Source organism: Acinetobacter sp. YH16056_T (genome assembly GCF_024605895.1).
GTDB lineage: Bacteria > Pseudomonadota > Gammaproteobacteria > Pseudomonadales > Moraxellaceae > Acinetobacter > Acinetobacter amyesii.
Genome location: NZ_CP094545.1, coordinates 3,097,030 through 3,111,016, shown reverse-complemented (window position 1 = coordinate 3,111,016; position 13,987 = coordinate 3,097,030). Strand labels below are relative to the sequence as shown.

The 13,987-nt window shown below is 41.7% G+C and carries 14 protein-coding genes; 9 read left to right on the top strand and 5 right to left on the bottom strand.

The genetic code is table 11. The features are described from left to right. Window positions 1-5: 5 nt before the first annotated feature. Window positions 6-815 carry a toxin-antitoxin system YwqK family antitoxin gene (locus tag MST17_RS15150; RefSeq protein WP_180025905.1) on the bottom strand — a complete coding sequence of 270 codons (810 nt, stop codon included), beginning with the start codon at window positions 813-815 and terminating at the stop codon, window positions 6-8. 201 nt (window positions 816-1,016) lie between these two features. On the opposite strand from MST17_RS15150, the gene blaOXA reads away from it, so the two are divergent. Beyond that, on the top strand, window positions 1,017-1,868 hold the full coding sequence (gene blaOXA / locus MST17_RS15145) for a class D beta-lactamase (RefSeq protein WP_180025906.1): 852 nt from the start codon (window positions 1,017-1,019) through the stop codon (window positions 1,866-1,868). Window positions 1,869-2,311: 443 nt separating this feature from the next. Here blaOXA and MST17_RS15140 read toward each other — a convergent pair whose 3' ends face one another. Both MST17_RS15140 and uvrA read right to left on the bottom strand, forming a co-directional pair. Further along, window positions 2,312-2,824 (bottom strand): hypothetical protein, encoded by a 513-nt coding sequence (locus MST17_RS15140; RefSeq protein WP_180025907.1) that lies wholly within the window; start codon window positions 2,822-2,824, stop codon window positions 2,312-2,314. A 59-nt stretch (window positions 2,825-2,883) separates the two neighbouring features. Beyond that, on the bottom strand, window positions 2,884-5,715 hold the full coding sequence (gene uvrA, locus MST17_RS15135) for an excinuclease ABC subunit UvrA (RefSeq protein WP_180025908.1): 2,832 nt from the start codon (window positions 5,713-5,715) through the stop codon (window positions 2,884-2,886). Window positions 5,716-5,894: 179 nt separating this feature from the next. On the opposite strand from uvrA, the gene MST17_RS15130 reads away from it, so the two are divergent. The 3 genes from MST17_RS15130 to MST17_RS15120 all read left to right on the top strand — a co-directional run bounded on the left by MST17_RS15130 (window position 5,895) and on the right by MST17_RS15120 (window position 7,663). Beyond that, the gene (locus tag MST17_RS15130; protein ID WP_180002741.1) at window positions 5,895-6,278 is read left to right on the top strand and encodes a hypothetical protein; all 384 of its coding nucleotides are present in this window, start codon (window positions 5,895-5,897) and stop codon (window positions 6,276-6,278) included. Between the two features lie 134 nt (window positions 6,279-6,412). Then, a complete protein-coding gene (locus tag MST17_RS15125; RefSeq protein ID WP_180002743.1) occupies window positions 6,413-6,751 on the top strand; it encodes a GlpM family protein in 339 nt (112 codons plus the stop codon). Window positions 6,752-6,940: 189 nt separating this feature from the next. After that, window positions 6,941-7,663 (top strand): hypothetical protein, encoded by a 723-nt coding sequence (locus MST17_RS15120; RefSeq protein ID WP_180002745.1) that lies wholly within the window; start codon window positions 6,941-6,943, stop codon window positions 7,661-7,663. 111 nt (window positions 7,664-7,774) lie between these two features. Here MST17_RS15120 and tenA read toward each other — a convergent pair whose 3' ends face one another. Then, complete coding sequence (tenA, locus tag MST17_RS15115) at window positions 7,775-8,440, bottom strand: thiaminase II (RefSeq protein WP_180025909.1); 666 nt, start codon at window positions 8,438-8,440, stop codon at window positions 7,775-7,777. A gap of 207 nt (window positions 8,441-8,647) precedes the next feature. Between tenA and MST17_RS15110 the strand changes: the two genes are divergently transcribed. The 3 genes from MST17_RS15110 (at window position 8,648) to ssb (ending at window position 11,892) form a co-directional block, all read left to right on the top strand. After that, entirely contained in the window at window positions 8,648-9,733 is a 1,086-nt protein-coding gene (locus MST17_RS15110; protein ID WP_180025910.1) for a DUF475 domain-containing protein, read from the top strand. 155 nt (window positions 9,734-9,888) lie between these two features. After that, window positions 9,889-11,253, top strand: a complete 1,365-nt coding sequence (locus MST17_RS15105) for an MFS transporter (RefSeq protein ID WP_111884498.1) — start codon at window positions 9,889-9,891, stop codon at window positions 11,251-11,253. A 51-nt stretch (window positions 11,254-11,304) separates the two neighbouring features. After that, window positions 11,305-11,892, top strand: a complete 588-nt coding sequence (gene ssb, locus MST17_RS15100) for a single-stranded DNA-binding protein (RefSeq protein WP_078193176.1) — start codon at window positions 11,305-11,307, stop codon at window positions 11,890-11,892. 122 nt (window positions 11,893-12,014) lie between these two features. On the opposite strand, the gene MST17_RS15095 is transcribed toward ssb, so the two are convergent. Further along, on the bottom strand, window positions 12,015-12,479 hold the full coding sequence (locus MST17_RS15095) for a hotdog fold domain-containing protein (protein WP_180025911.1): 465 nt from the start codon (window positions 12,477-12,479) through the stop codon (window positions 12,015-12,017). Window positions 12,480-12,612: 133 nt separating this feature from the next. Between MST17_RS15095 and MST17_RS15090 the strand changes: the two genes are divergently transcribed. Then, the gene (locus MST17_RS15090) at window positions 12,613-13,251 is read left to right on the top strand and encodes a TetR/AcrR family transcriptional regulator (RefSeq protein WP_180025912.1); all 639 of its coding nucleotides are present in this window, start codon (window positions 12,613-12,615) and stop codon (window positions 13,249-13,251) included. Between the two features lie 162 nt (window positions 13,252-13,413). Then, window positions 13,414-13,977 carry an alkyl hydroperoxide reductase subunit C gene (gene ahpC / locus MST17_RS15085; RefSeq protein ID WP_180025913.1) on the top strand — a complete coding sequence of 188 codons (564 nt, stop codon included), beginning with the start codon at window positions 13,414-13,416 and terminating at the stop codon, window positions 13,975-13,977. Window positions 13,978-13,987: the final 10 nt, after the last annotated feature.

Here is a 13,987-nt window from a genome sequence, read left to right as displayed (position 1 = left end):
ATGAATTAATCTTCATCTTTATATAATTTATTGCAGGCTTGTTGGTTCATTTGACTACCATCTACATTCCAACACTGGGCTTGGGTAATTTTGCCTAAATTGTACTGAAGCACCGCTTCAGGTTGCCCATTGTCATACCAAATTTTATAACTGTTATGACGAACGCCATTACGATAATAACCTTGGCGTTCTAGTTTGCCGTTTTCAAACCACATTTTCAGCTCACCAATCAGTTTATTATTTTGAAAATTGGCATAAGTCCATGGTTTACCATCGCTATACCAGCGTTGGCGCAGGCCATTTTCGAGACCATTTTTATAATTTTGAGAAAAAGCCAGTTGGCCATTCGGATGCCAAATTTTGTAATCCCCCTGAGATTCACCATTGATGATGCTACTTTCTTGCTCTTTTATCCCATTGGCAAACCAAAACTCAAGTTTGCCCTCGTACTCCCCATTTTTATAAGCAATGCGGCTACGGGGTTTGCCGTTGGGGAAGAAACTTTCAAATACGCCTGAGCCTTGAATACCATCTGGAAAGTGAATTAAATGTTCACATTCACCGTTTTTAATTTTGCTATTACTCAGAAAGATGGTGGTCAGGGCATTGCCATTGGCATAGACATATTGATTTTCAAAGATTCCTTTGTGTTGAGTCGGGGTACTGAGGGCTTTACATTGCGGCTTATCTTTCCATGGGCTAAGATCGGGGTCTTCTTGTGAGACAAACAGCACCATGTATTCGTTTAGATAGCCATCGGCAAAGCTATATATTGGACATAATAAGAGGCTGAAACTTAAGATAAATTTATTCATTGTTAGTATGCTTTTATATTTAAAAAATTAAAAATTATTCGTTGTTGAGTCCACGATAGGCGTCATCATAAGGATGTTTTGTTTAAAAATAAATAGTGGATGCGCTAAGTTTGCAACAGATAGAAGACTGTTGAAAAGTAAACAATTCAGATTTGAACTTCATCTTATACTATGGGCTTTAAATACCATAAAAATAGTGCAATGAAAAAAATATATCTATCGTTGATGACTGTCCTGAGTTTGTCCGCATGTACAGCAAATGAAGGCATGTTGGATTCATCTCAACACTTAAAACAAACCGCTCAAGCCAATTTAGCAAATTCACGGGTGAGTGAAATTCCGTCTTTATTTAATCAAGCACAGACACAGGCGGTAATTGTCACATTTGATGGTCAGCGCATGAGCCATTATGGCAATGACTTACAGCGCGCCCACACTGAATACATTCCTGCATCTACCTTTAAAATGTTAAATGCTTTAATTGGTTTGCAGCATCAGAAGGCGACAGCCAATGAAGTTTTTAAATGGAATGGCGAAAAGCGTGCGTTTCCCACTTGGGAAAAAGACCTGACTTTGGGTGAAGCCATGCAAGCGTCTGCGGTTCCTGTATATCAGGAACTGGCAAGGCGAATTGGCTTGGCGTTAATGCAACAGGAAGTTAAACGGTTAGGTTTTGGAAATCGTAATATTGGCCAGCAAGTTGATAACTTCTGGTTGGTCGGGCCGCTGAAAATCACGCCCGAGCAAGAAGTCCAATTTGCTTATCAACTTGCCACACAAACCTTGCCTTTTGATGTTGTTGTACAGAAGCAAGTCAAAGACATGCTTTATATTGAAAGCCGTGGGGATGCGAAGTTATATGCCAAAAGTGGTTGGGGTATGGATGTAGAGCCGCAAGTTGGGTGGTATACCGGTTGGGTAGATGATGGTCATGGCAAGATTACAGCGTTTAGTTTGAATATGCAGATGGCTGCAGGGGATGATGTGGCGGAGCGTAAGCAGTTGACGTTGGATGTGTTGGATAAGTTAGGTGTGTTTCATTATTTACGTTAATTTTTTGAGTTTTGAGTTTTGAGTTTTGAGTTTTGAGTTTTGAGTTTTGAGTTTTGAGTTTTGAGTTTTGAGTTTTGAGTTTTGAGTTTGCATTGGGGTTGAGTTCCATTACGTAGTAGATTCATACTTTTGAAAGCACAAAAATAAGCAAAATGCTTTTGTTTGGTTGAAGGTAAGTCCGAACGGTTGCTGTTGAATGTATAAAATGATGGTACGAATTTTGTGGATGGATTTAGTTAAGATTATTTTCAAAAAATATGCTTTCTAAACGTCCTCACTTTGCATTGGGGCTGAGTTTCCATTGCGTAGGAGATTCCCACTTTTGAAAGCACAAAAGTAGGCAAAATGCTTTTGTTTGACTGAGGGCACATCCGTGCTGTCCCAGTCAAACGGGCGACATCCATGTCGCCGTCATGTGATTGAATGTTGTGAAGAACAAGAATTTATTTAGAAATGGCTTTGTTTAAGCTCGTATAAAGTGATTTTCTAGCTTCTAAAATTTCAAATCTATATTGAGCAGTTGTTTCAACATTGATAGATCCATTTTTACAAAGTGTATAAGCGTTAAATTTTCTGAGTAATTCGCCATAAATTCTTAGCTTTTCTTGTTGTTCAATATATCCATGTAAAAGAAGTAAACCTTCATTTTTGCTAAGTAAATTAAAGTCATTAAAAAGTGCGTGTCTTAGAGGTTTAAGTCTGTCTGAAATCTCATTAAGAGCTGGTTGAGATTGTTTTGTTTCAAATTCAAAAATTGCCCAAATTTTTAAAACGAGATGATTTATTTCCTCGAGATCTTTGGAAATATTGGTCAATAAATTACGATTATATAGAAGGTTATCTTTTGCTACTGATGCTGAAATATTTGCCTTTTGATTTAAGTAGGTAATTACGCCAGTTATCAGTGCTCCTAAACCAATTTTTACGGCTGTATCAATTATCTCTAATAAAGTCATATAAATAAAAAACGGTGAATGAATCACCGTTTTATCATGCACTTAAAGGAAAGAGAATCTTATTTCAACATCGGCTTTAAAAATTTCGCTGTATGCGACACTTTATTCTTCGCAACAACTTCAGGTGTACCTTCGGCAATAATCATACCGCCACCCGCACCACCTTCAGGGCCTAAGTCCACAATCCAATCGGCAGTTTTAATCACATCCAAGTTATGCTCAATCACTACAATGGTATTGCCCTTATTACGCAGCTCATGCAGGATGTCGAGCAACTTGGCAATATCATGGAAGTGTAGACCAGTTGTTGGTTCATCAAGCACATACAAGGTTTTGCCTGTATCGCGCTTCGCCAACTCACGAGCCAATTTGACACGCTGCGCTTCACCACCTGAAAGTGTGGTTGCAGACTGACCCAAACGGATATAGCCCAAGCCCACTTGGTTCAAGGTTTCCAAACGACGGTGGATCACAGGAATGGCATCGAAGAAATGCATCGCATCTTCAACCGTCATTTCTAAGACATCAGAAATGTTACGACCTTTATAGCCAACTTCTAACGTTTCGCGGTTATAGCGCTTGCCGTGGCAGGCATCACAAGGCACATACATATCAGGTAAGAAGTGCATTGCAACCTTAATCATACCGTCGCCTTCACAGGCCTCACAGCGACCGCCTTTCACGTTAAACGAGAATCGACCTGCAGCATAGCCACGTGCTTTGGCTTCAGGGGTTTGCGCAAACAGTTCACGAATAGGGGTAAACAAACCGGTATATGTTGCAGGGTTTGAACGTGGTGTACGACCGATTGGGCTTTGGTCAATATCAACGACTTTATCGAGGAACTGTAAGCCATCAATCGAATCAAATTTCTCAGCCGTTAATGTGGTTGCACCATTCAATTGAGTCGCTGCAAGCGGCAATAATGTCCGGTTAATCAGCGTCGATTTACCTGAACCTGATACACCTGTCACACAGGTCATCACACCTAAAGGAATAGTCAAATCGACATTTTTCAGGTTATGACCCGCAGCGCCCATTAACTTAATTTGCTCTTCAGGTTTTGGCGGTTGTGTGCGTGTTTTCGGCACATCAATACTGAGCTTTCCTGATAGATATTGACCAGTTAATGAATCTGGATTTGCCAAAATTTCATCATACGTCCCTTCGGCAATCACATGACCGCCATGCACACCTGCACCGGGGCCAATATCAATAATATGGTCGGCGGCACGGATCGCATCTTCATCATGTTCTACAACTAATACGGTATTACCTAAGTCACGCAAACGTACTAGGGTTTCCAATAGGCGGTCATTATCACGCTGATGCAAACCAATAGAGGGTTCATCCAGCACGTACATTACGCCCATCAGGCCCGCGCCAATTTGCGAAGCCAAACGAATACGCTGAGCTTCACCACCCGACAGTGTTTCTGCCGAACGCGATAAACTTAAATAGTTCAAACCGACAGAGACTAGGAAGTGCAAACGTTCACGAATCTCTTTGAAAATCTTGTCAGCAATTTCGCCTTTGGCACCACTTAAGTTGAGGTCTTGATAATAGCTTTCAGCATCGCCAATCGACATCTTGGTGATTTGCGCGATGGTTTTATCTTTAACTCGAACATGACGTGAAATTTCATTGAGACGTGAGCCACCGCAAGCATCACATGCGGCATTGGATAAATACTGTGCTAAATCCTCACGCACATAGTTCGACTCCGTTTCACGATAGCGACGCTCTAGGTGAGGTAGAATCCCTTCAAAGGCTTGCACACGTTTGTGCGAACGACCACGTTCATCAATATAGCTGAGGTCAACTTTTTCCTTGCCTGTACCATAAAGGAATTTCTTTTTGGTCTCGGCATCGAGTTCATTCCACGGTGTGTCTAGAGAATAACCAAAATGATCGGCAACTTTTTGGATCATGCTGTAGTAATACGGACGTTGACGGTCCCAACCACGGATTGCCCCTTGGCTAATCGAAACTTCATTATTGGGAATCAATTTGTCAGCACTAAAATGGCTGCGTGTGCCTAAACCATCACAAACAGGGCATGCACCGAATGGATTGTTGAAGGAAAATAGCCGTGGTTCAAGTTCACCAACGGCACGTTCACATTCAGGGCAAGAGTGTTTCGCAGAAAATACGCGATCTTCTTGTTCGCCTTTCATCCACGACAAAATGGCAATATCACCGCCCATGCGTAAAGCCGTTTCAAAACTTTCTGCAATCCGGTTGCCAAGATCATCACGTACTTTAAAACGGTCGACCACCACTTCAATGGTGTGCTTTTTCTTTTTGTCTAATTCGGGTGGTGTGTCGATATCAATAACTTCACCATCGACACGGGCACGGACGAAACCCTGACCTTGTAATTGTTCAAATAAGTTGGTGTATTCACCCTTACGGTCACGGACCACAGGGGCAAGCAACATAAGCGCCGTACCTTCTTCTAGACCTTTGACGGTATCGACCATTTCAGACACAGTCTGAGCTACCATCGGGAGGTCATGTTCAGGACAATACGGCGTGCCGACACGTGCATAGAGTAGACGTAAATAGTCGTAAATTTCGGTGATTGTTCCCACCGTCGAGCGTGGGTTGTGGCTGGTTGATTTTTGTTCAATGGCAATCGCGGGACTTAAGCCTTCAATCGAGTCAACTTCGGGCTTTTCCATTTGCGAAAGGAATTGGCGTGCATAGGCAGATAAGGACTCAACATAGCGACGTTGACCTTCAGCATACAAGGTATCAAAAGCCAAAGAGGACTTCCCTGAACCAGAAAGACCCGTAATGACCACAAACTTGTCGCGTGGAATATCGAGTGACACATTTTTTAAGTTATGGGTACGTGCGCCTCGAATACGGATATGGCTTTGGCTCATGCAAGGGGTCCTAAAATATTCATCGAAAAACCTATATATGATAGCGCATGAAAAATGTTCAAGTGTAATTTAAACCTAGATTTATGCGTGACTTTGTGAGAAAAATGGCCGAATCAAAATATAGCTGTCTGTGCCGATGCCCTAAAACATCCGCAAATCAGCAATCTAGGACTTTTAACATGAAATGGCAACTTCATCTCAATCCAACATTAGGTGTGATGGGTTTATTGATGTGTAGTGTGTTTTTGAGTGCATGTACCCCGAACCAAACACCGAAAGCGCAAAATTATGACAGCTTAGAACAAGCAACTTTGGCGCTGAATACCGAAAGTGAAAAAATTGATCTGTATATTGCAAAATTAGGTCAAGCCAAAACAGAAGCTGAAAAAAAGCATCTGGCTTGCGAAAAAATTCCTCAACAGTTTGATTTGGTTTTGGCAATTGTTGAAAACAATCAACATTTGATGAGTGCTGAAGATTTAAAAGTTCAAGCGCAGTTTAAGCAAATGGCTGAGCAACAAAAAGCGCGCTTTACATCTAGCCTATGGTGTAAAGGTGCATAAAGATCACGGCACTATGACTGTTTTAAGTTCATCGTTTAAATCTCCTGTGCTATGCGCATAAAAATGCATTAGAAAATCTCAGGACTATCGCAGAAAAGGCGTAAAATGCAGTTTTATCGAAACCATAGAATGCCATGTTGTCCTTATTTCTCAAAAGCTTAATGGGTGCCTTTGTTGTGGTATTAATTGCTTTGCTGTCTAAAAGTAAGGTGTTTTATATTGCAGGTTTGGTTCCATTGTTTCCGACTTTTGCGTTGATTGCTCATGTAATTGTGGCAAATGATCAGGGTGCAGCCGCATTACAAAAAACTGCGCTGTTTGGACTCTGGTCTCTCATCCCATATTTCATTTATTTATTGATGGTGTACCTGCTCGCAACACGTTTGAGCTTAACGGCATGTTTGAGTGTAGCAACTTTGAGTTGGGTGCTTGCTGCGGCTGTTTTGATTTATGCATGGCAGAGTTTTCAGTAAGCATCAAAAGCCTATATCGATGCTGTTTCAGATTAACTTTTTATCGGTTCTAGATCATTTATAAAACAATAGATTTGCTTTAAATTATGATGAATTTCCAATCACTAAATGTGTGATTTAAAATGTAAGTATTTGAATAATTAATTATAATTCTGCCAGAACAGCAAATAATCATGATAAGAGCAAATAATGTTAAAACAATTTTGGGTGATCATCTGCCTCATGTTTTCAAGTCAAATCCTGTGGGCTGAAGACAGTCAAATCCTCGCGTTTGAACAGTTTATTGACCCGGTAGCCGAGCAGCGTTATAGCGTGAGCGTGCCTGCGGTCGGGCAAAATGAACAGCTATGGTCTGTGGTCTATATGGTACTGCAAACCAACCAAGTCCCTGACAATACTGTTCTGGACTTTAAAGTCGTTCCGCAAGGTTTATTGTTGAAAAATAATCCTGCACAAAAAATACAAGAGTATGCTTTTGATGGTGTACAGTTGGCACAGAAAAAAGACTATGTACTGTCCCAATTCTCAGATTTGAGTGAACAACTGGAAGATCAAACTGGCAAGAAAGTGCAGGATGCATCAATCTTTGATATTAGTCGTGCCCATGTATATGCCCGCGTAGAAGATTGGGTGCCTGACTATAATGCACAAGCTACTCAACTGAATATTGAACTGGGAAAACTCAATGAAATGCAAGTCAAAGGGCTTTATTTCATTTTAGGCAAAGGTGAAAAGCCCAAAGATTTATTGGCTATTGCTCAACTAGATCCGATGGTCAAATCACAATTTCATTCAGAAGAGATGCAGGAACGCAAAGCAGCACGCAGTGAGTTGCGTGAAGCACGTTTTGCGATTTTTTTGGTGATTATCGCGATGGGGATTTTTCTCGGATGGTATCGTTTTAAACGCTAATGCCTGAAATGATCGTGCATGGTCATTCTAAAAACCGAATCTAACCATATTAAAAAAGGATCTAAAAGCAATTTTAGATCCTTAATTTTTTATACAGTTTAAATCAAAGGTTTATTCTACAGGCCATGTCCGCTGTTGATACGCGCTGTCCCAGAACATCCATTCTAATTTTGCGCCGTTCGTATAAGCCGCATGCATTTTTTCACGTGTATCTGCATCGCAGCGAGCCGCCACTCGATCAATAGTTTGAATCACGTTTTGCACAGCAGTATTGAAGTCTTCACCTGAGTAGGTATCGATCCATGCTTGGTAAGGGTTATTCGGTACAGATTGGCTGACAATGGCTTTGCCGACTTCCGCATAGATCCAAAAGCAAGGCAGGAGTGAGGCAAGGACCACAGGGTAACTTTCTGACCATGCTGTTGCCGTTAGAAACGAAGTGTAATGATGACAGGCAAGGGTCAGTGGAGTATTTTCAAACTGTTCTTTGCTGATGTTGAAACCTTGCATAAAGTCATTGTGCAGACTGCGTTCCACCACGATGGCAATTTTTGCCGCTTCAGAAAACTGAATCACATCGTCGGCATCAAATGCCTTGGCTGCACACACTGCAAGTGCACGACCATAGGCCAATAAATAATGGGCATCCTGAATGACAAAGTGACAAAAGGCGTCGCGGCTTAAGCCGCCCTGAGCCAATTCCTGATTAAACGGTAGATGGAGTATCTGCTGATATAACGCGGTATTACGTTGCCAAACTTCTTCAGAAAAACGCATTGAACATTCCTGTCGTTAAAAATGAAAGACGGGTCTACACCATGATGCGATGTAATTGAGAGACTCCATCTTAGAGTGTTTATTCAAAATGTAACGAATAATTTTTGGTTTCAATCCTGAAAAGCGGCATAATTGCGCCATAAACTTAGCTTCAAACTGGGTATTCCCTCATTTTGAAATCTTATTGAATGAATAGGTCGATCTATCATGATGAAACATTTTGGTTTCTCAATCGTCTTTACAATCGTGTGTCTTGCCATTTCTGCATATTGGGGTCTGAATCATGGCCCAAATGCAGGTGTGCAAGCCATGCTGACAGCACTGACCATTACTGTAATTTTGGCAGTGATGGAAGTATCATTGTCATTTGATAACGCTGTAGTGAATGCATCGGTACTCCGTGGTTGGGATCATTTCTGGAAAATGATTTTCTTAACTGTCGGGATCGTGATTGCTGTATTCGGTATGCGTTTGATTTTCCCAATCGTCATTGTTGCTGTAACGGCTGACATGGGCGCTATGGAAGTGGTGCAATTGGCATTGAATAATCCAATTGAATACTCTGCAAAATTGATGGCACATCATGCAGAAATTGCGGCCTTTGGTGGTGCTTTCTTATTGTTGGTGTTCCTGAACTTCTTCTTAGATGAAGGGAAAGATACCCATTGGTTCCGTTGGCTAGAGCGCCGTTTAGCTAATCTTGCAAACGTTCCTGCGATGTCCGTGTTTATTGCCCTAATTGCGTTATTGGTAATGGCAGCAAACGTGGCCGAAGCCTCTCGTCTAGCGGTAGTGATGGCGGGTATCTGGGGGATCGTGGTGTATATCGGTGTCCAAGTACTGAGTCATTTATTGGGTGGTGAACCTGAAGTTGATGAAAACGGTAATGCGGTTGGACATGACGCAAATGGCGTACCGACGGGCGTGATCAAAGCAGGTTTTGGTGGTTTCCTTTACCTTGAAGTACTCGATGCCTCATTCAGTTTTGATGGTGTGATTGGTGCATTTGCGATTACCTCTGATGTGGTAATCATTATGCTCGGTCTTGCTATTGGTGCTATGTTCGTGCGTTCGATGACCATATACTTGGTGGATAAAGGCACCTTAGATGCTTATATCTTCCTTGAACATGGTGCGCATTATGCGATTGGTGCTTTGGCCTTCATTATGTTGGCGAGTGGCACAGGTCTGCATGTCCCTGAAGTGGTAACGGGTCTGATTGGTGTGGCATTTATTGTTTGGGCTGTGATTGCCTCAATTCAATATAAAAAGCGTCAAGAAAGTCTAGGCTAATTTAAATTTGCCTAAAATCTCCCAAAAAGCGCAGCGTCAGCTGCGCTTTTTATTTGTCCAATCATCAGGATATTTAAAATCAATAAAAATCCTGCTTCGCTTTAAGCTGAATGTCCTATAATCCCATTCCAAGATTAATGAATTTTTAACCAGCTATGATGAATGCTCTTGAACGACGCTCAACTTTTGCTTTGAGTAGTATTTTCGCCTTACGTATGCTGGGGCTGTTCATGATTATTCCTGTTTTCTCTGTGGCAGGTCAGCAATATGCAGGGGCAACACCGGCACTCATTGGTTTAGCGGTGGGTGTCTATGGGTTGACCCAAGCGATTTTACAGATTCCGTTTAGTTTGATTGCAGACCGTTATAGCCGTAAACCGTTGGTGGTGATCGGGCTGCTGTTGTTTGCTTTAGGCGGTGCAATTGCGGCGATGTCCGATAGCATCTACGGCGTAATTATCGGGCGTGCGATTGCCGGTGGTGGTGCTGTATCTGCCGTAGTGATGGCTTTGTTAGCCGATGTCACACGTGAAGAACAGCGTACTAAAGCCATGGCCATGATGGGGATGAGTATCGGTTTGTCCTTTGTGGTCGCGTTCAGCCTTGGGCCTTGGCTCACAGGTTTAGTCGGCATCTCGGGTTTATTTTGGGTGACCACCATCATGGGACTTGCCGCGATTGCGATGTTGCTATTGGTACCGAAAGTAACGCGTCATCATAAAAATTTTCAACAAGGTTATCTGACGCAGTTAAAGCAAGTACTGAAAATGCCTGATCTAAATCGTTTACATGTTTCAGTCTTTTCATTGCATTTACTGCTCACCGCGATGTTTATTTATGTACCGTCTCAGTTGATTGACTTTGCCAATATTCCATTACATTCACATGGTTTGGTGTATTTGCCGCTTTTGGTCGTGAGCCTGTTTTTTGCCTTTCCAAGTATTATTTTGGCGGAAAAATATCGCAAAATGCGCGGCATTTTCTTGACCGCCATTGGTGGCATTATTTTAGGATTGGGCATCTTAATTTTTGGTTTCGAATCAAAATATATTCTGCTTACTGGCTTAGGATTATTCTTTATCGCATTTAATGTGATGGAGGCATTATTACCGTCATGGTTATCGAAAGCAGCTCCAATTCAATCCAAAGCGACTGCCATGGGGGTGAACGCCAGCAGTCAGTTTCTGGGGGCATTTTTTGGTGGTATGATTGGCGGGCAACTTTTGTTGCTAAATGATACGGCAATGGGATGGGGCATCCTGACAGGGCTAGCCATTTTATGGTTGATCATTAGTTTTGGGTTGGCTCAGCCGCGTTATTTATCGTCTATGGTTTTCAGTTTGCCTGAAGATAAAGAAACGGATGAATGGACTTCTCAGCTTTTAGCAATTCGTGGTATTGAAGAAGTTGTGGTGATGTCTGACCAGCAAGTGGCTTATGTAAAAGTGGATAAGCAGCAGATGGATGAATCTGCGCGACAACATTTAACGCACTTGTTAGGGAAAGAGGTAGCCATTTAACCATAACTCTTATAAAGTAAATAATAGAAACAAATAGGAAGAATACGTCTGATGCGTGGTGTAAATAAGGTCATTTTAGTTGGTACTTTGGGTCGTGACCCTGAAACAAAAACTTTCCCAAATGGTGGTTCTCTCACTCAGTTCTCAATTGCAACGAGTGATTCATGGACAGATAAAAATACAGGTGAACGTAAAGAGCAAACAGAATGGCACCGTATTGTGTTACATAACCGCTTAGGTGAAATTGCACAGCAATATTTGCGCAAAGGTTCTAAAGTTTATATTGAAGGTTCATTACGTACTCGTCAGTGGACAGATCAAGGCGGTCAAGAGCGTTACACGACTGAAATTCGTGGTGAACAAATGCAAATGCTTGACAATAATCGCCAACAAGGCGAACAAGGTCAAGGCGGTGATTTTGGTCAGCCTCGTTTTAATAATCAACAAGGTGGTTATAACAATAACCAAAACCAAGGTGGCTACGGTAATAGCTCAAACCAAGGCGGTTATGGCAATAACCAACCGGCTCAAGGCAATAGCTATGGCAATAACAACCCAGGTGGTTTTGCGCCAAAACAACAGCCTGCACCGACACCGGCTCCTGCAGCAGCAGATTTAGATGATGACTTACCGTTCTAATGAACCTTAAACACAGCGTTTAAAACGGTAGATCATCATCAAAAAAAGCCCTCAATCTTGAGGGTTTTTTTCGCATGTCTCATCTTGAAAGATCAGTTTCATTTTGCAATTGAGTCGACGACTTATTTTTTTTCAGAAACCCACATGGTAATCACGGCTTTAAAAACTGCTTCATTACGTGTGTTGTTCACCACGACATTCACCAAATAATCACTCCCTGCATTCCACGTAAAATTAACATCGACAGGCGTGGCAATGGCTGTTAAATCTGTATCGGCTTTTTTCAAATATTCCACAGTCATGCCTTTGGGAATCCAACGATGGCTGCTCGGAACGGTCACATCGGTCATGGTTCCGCCAGCCAATTCAGCCATATTACACATGGCAATCGCGTGGACAGTGCCAATATGATTCAGCACGCTGCGCTGTTTTTTTATATGTAGTTCACAGTATTGGGGCTTTAATTCATCAAAAACAGGCGAAATACTGCTGAAATACGGTGCTTTCAAACACAGCAATTTTGAAAAAGTCCATTTCCCTGCGGGTTTGTTTTGGAAGGTCTTCCATAATTTTAATGCTTGGCTCATGCTTAATTATCCGTCATTATTCAGAATATAATTCTAATACAGAATATTGTTCTGTTAATGGCGTAAATGACGTCACAGCTATTAAAAAAAGCCAACATTGTTTTAAAATGACCCGATCAAAGGGAAGGTATCGATGTCGTCAAATCAAGCATTATTGCAACGAATTTACAGTGGTCGCCGAGCGGAACTTAAACGGCAGATCTTAGGAGAAGCCCTTGCATGTTTTTTAGAGCAAGGGATTGAAACGACGACGATTGAACATGTGAGAGACCGTGCAGAGACCAGTGTTGGCGCGATTTACCATCATTTTAAAAATAAAGATGGTTTAGTGGCGGCATTGTATTTTGCGGCGTTGCAAGATCAATTTGTGAAAAGGGCAGATGCATTGACACAGGCCCAATCGCTGCAGGAAGGCATTCAAGCCATTTTGTGCTCGTATATAGACTGGGTCGAAGCCTATCCAGATTTTGCAGGATTCTTGTATGCGGCAGGGTTTAGTATGCGTAAGGAAACGCTACAAGCCGAGTTAAAAAAACATAATTTGCAACGCAATAGCGCACTACTGGATTGGTTGACCGCACAACCCGATTGGCATTTGATTGAGCATTTACCCAAAGAATTAATGATGTCATTGGTCTTAGGGGCAACGGAAAATTATTGTCGGGCATGGTTATCACATAAAGTCAAAACGCCACCATCACACTATAAACAACAGTTTATACAGGCTGCTTGGCAGGCCCTCTGTATGGATATAAAGCCTTGCTCTCATTGAAATTGATTGGTTTGCTCGATGGAAAGGCAAAGATTGATTTAAATAATAAATCTAAAAATCCGATAGTTTTTATAAAAAAGTTCGGTTTTACCTATGATTTGATAAGTCGTATTCTAGCTTCAACAGATAAGCAATCCCTGAAATGAGTTAGAGGAATATCAAATGAGTTTAATTAATACTGAAGTAAAACCATTTAACGCTACCGCTTACCAAGACGGTCAATTTATTGAAGTTTCAGAAAAAGACTTCTACGGTAAATGGTCTGTGGTGTTTTTCTATCCTGCTGACTTTACTTTTGTATGTCCAACAGAATTAGGCGATCTTGCTGATCACTATGCTGAATTCAAAAAAATGGGCGTAGAAATTTATTCAGTATCTACTGATACACACTTCACGCATAAAGCTTGGCACGATTCTTCTGAAGAAATTAAGAAAATCGAATACCCAATGGTTGGCGATCCAACTTGGACACTTGCGAAAAACTTTGATGTTTTAATTGAAGCGGATGGTCTTGCTGACCGTGGTACTTTCGTGATCGACCCTGAAGGTAAAATCCAAATCGTTGAAATCAACGCAGGTGGTATCGGCCGTAATGCTTCTGAATTGATGCGTAAAGTAAAAGCTGCTCAATATGTACATGCACACCCAGGTGAAGTATGTCCTGCAAAATGGAAAGAAGGTGAAGCGACGCTTGCACCATCGATCGACCTAGTGGGTAAAATCTAATTTAGTGATC